Genomic DNA, 2,666 nt, shown 5'->3' with positions numbered 1-2,666 from the left:
ACTCCCGACATCCTGCTCCCAAAGCAGGCGCGCTACCAGACTGCGCTATACCCCGTCAGAGGTTTTTCATCATATTGTTTTTGAAAGATAAGTCAACAGTAAAACATAGCTATTTTTTATACTTGCCAGTTGAAAATTGTCCATACAACTCTGCCAGGGATTGGCCAGACAGAACCAACGTTGGCCACACAATGGTATCCACAGCCTGATGTCGTCATATCACCCCGGTTGATATCAAGGCAGCCTTTCCCGGTTGAGCCTCAGCTATGCTTTATCTCTTGACTTACGGCACTTTTTCAAAGTGTTTGCAATCAGAAATGCCAGTTCCAGCGCCTGGTCGGCATTCAGGCGAGGATCACAGTGGGTGTGATAACGATTACCCAGGTGATCCTCCGTCACGGCACGGGCACCCCCGACACACTCCGTCACATTCTGGCCTGTCATCTCAAAATGAACACCGCCGGCATAGGTTCCCTCAGCACGGTGAGCCGCGAAGAACTGCTCTACTTCTGAGAGAATTTTCGATACTTCACGGGTTTTATAGCCATTGCCGGCCTTATAGGTATTCCCGTGCATTGGATCACAGCTCCAGAGCACATTGCGCCCTTCACGCTGAACGGCTTTCAACAATGGCGGCAACCCTTTCTCTACGTTGTCAGCGCCCATACGAACGATAATGTTCAACTTGCCAGGCATATTCTCCGGGTTGATCAGGTCAATCAGCCGAATCAGGTCATCCGGTGGCAGGGTTGGGCCGGCTTTCAAACCGATCGGGTTTTGAATACCACGGACAAATTCAACATGTCCACCATCGACCTGACGGGTACGGTCACCCACCCAGAGCATATGGGCTGAGCAGTCATACCAGTCACCGGACAAGCTGTCACGGCGGGTCAGTGCCTGCTCATAAGGCAGTAACAACGCTTCATGGGAGGTATAAAACGCGGTTTCACGAATGGTGGATGAATGCTCTGCACAGATGCCACAGGCTCTCATGAAATCCAGCGATTCATCAATTCGGTCAGCCATGTAGCGGTACTGATCAGTCTGGGGGCCGTTTGCAACAAAGTCCAGATTCCAGGCATGCACCTGTTCCAGTGAGGCCAGGCCGCCCTGGGCAAATGCACGCAGCAGGTTCAGCGTGGCAGCCGCCTGGTGATAGGCCTGCAGCATTCTCTCGGGGTCCGGGTTGCGAGCCGCCGGGGTAAACTCGGTGCCGTTAATAATGTCTCCGCGATAGATCGGCAACTCAACACCATTAATGGTTTCGGTACCAGAGGTTCTCGGCTTGGCAAATTGACCAGCCAAACGTCCTACCTTGATCACCGGGCAGGCAGCGCCAAAGGTGAGTACCACCGCCATTTGCATCATGACTTTAAAGGTATCGCGAATGTTATTGGCCGAGAATTCCAGGAAACTTTCAGCGCAGTCTCCCCCTTGCAGCAGAAATGCCCTGCCTTCGGTCGCTTCTGCCAGCCGGTTCCTCAGCTCATTCACTTCACCGGCAAACACCAGTGGCGGCATGGTTGCAAGTTGCTGCTCAACCCGATGCAATGTTTCCTGGTCAGGATATTCTGGCAGTTGGAGCAACGGCATATGTCTCCAGCTATCAACAGTCCATGAGTTCATTCAGTCACCAGCTCTTTCACACTCGCTAAAACCAGCCATTCTACCTGAATAACCTCATCAAGGCTGAGAGATTTTCCCAAGAGTAATTATGGAAGAGATGTCAAGGTTTTTGTTGCTGAGATTAACAACACAAATGCCCATGGCGCGTGAAAATATTTTGCGCCACCCTCAGGGATGAAAATGGTTAAGCAAAATATATTTCACGGCAAAAGATCAGTGTGCAATCAAGGTGTGCGTTTACATTTTACCAGCCAGCATCAGGCTGGCTCAGCAGAAATACATCCGTGAACCGGGTCCCATGGTGGTGAGAGGCTATTGGCCGCTACTAAAAATCTAACATAATCTGCAATTATGTAGACTTATCTACGCCGTCAGCATGGATGCACGACGAATCGTGTCTAACTCCACTCTTGCGTAGGGTTTAGGGTCGAGCTGTAACGTGTCTCGACGGGGACGCCTGGTCCATAATTATCAAGGTTCAAACTTGCGTTGAAGTCCCTGTCGTGTAGAGTTTTGCATTTCGGACACTGCCACTGTCTGTCAGACAATGTGAGATTGTCGTTTATTTAATTGCAAGTATGAACCGCACATTTTTTCGAACTCGGAAAGAACCGGTCGGCGATGATAACCTGGCAGCCTCTCAACTCTGCCTTGTACTCAATAAGCTCTCTCAGCTTACCGAAACCCGCATCGCTGATCGCTCTTGCCAGTTTGTGATTCTTCATCATGCCTTTTACATTCAGGTTTTCGATGGTGATTATTTTGAATTTTGCGGTCAGATAATCACTTACTTCATGTAATACGGCTGATCGTTGGTTACTTATCCTGTAATGAAGTTTGGCAACTGCTCGCCTGGCTTTCGCATAGCGGTTGCTTCCCTTTGTTTTGAGGCTTGATCCTCTCTGTTTCCGGTTAAGGCGTTTCAGAGAGTACTTTAACTTCTGATTAGCAGCAAAGGTTTGACCATCCGAGCAGATAGCCAAATCTTTGATGCCAAAATCAACACCGACAGATGCTTTCTCTTGGTGTTTTGGGTC

General features: G+C 49.6%; 1 protein-coding gene and 1 pseudogene. Both read right to left on the bottom strand.

What is annotated here, in order from left to right:
- Nucleotides 1-264: 264 nt before the first annotated feature.
- Nucleotides 265-1,629, bottom strand: coding sequence for a class II 3-deoxy-7-phosphoheptulonate synthase (locus tag KDK14_RS04495; protein WP_257263823.1), 1,365 nt, complete (start codon nucleotides 1,627-1,629; stop codon nucleotides 265-267).
- Between the two features lie 398 nt (nucleotides 1,630-2,027).
- Nucleotides 2,028-2,666: pseudogene (locus KDK14_RS04490) on the bottom strand (RNA-guided endonuclease InsQ/TnpB family protein); the annotation flags it as partial.

Origin of the sequence: Endozoicomonas sp. ONNA2 (genome assembly GCF_024606365.1) — a bacterium.
In the GTDB taxonomy this organism is placed as follows: domain Bacteria; phylum Pseudomonadota; class Gammaproteobacteria; order Pseudomonadales; family Endozoicomonadaceae; genus Endozoicomonas.
Note: the sequence above shows the minus strand (reverse complement) of the source record. Positions and strands in the feature narration are given on the sequence as shown.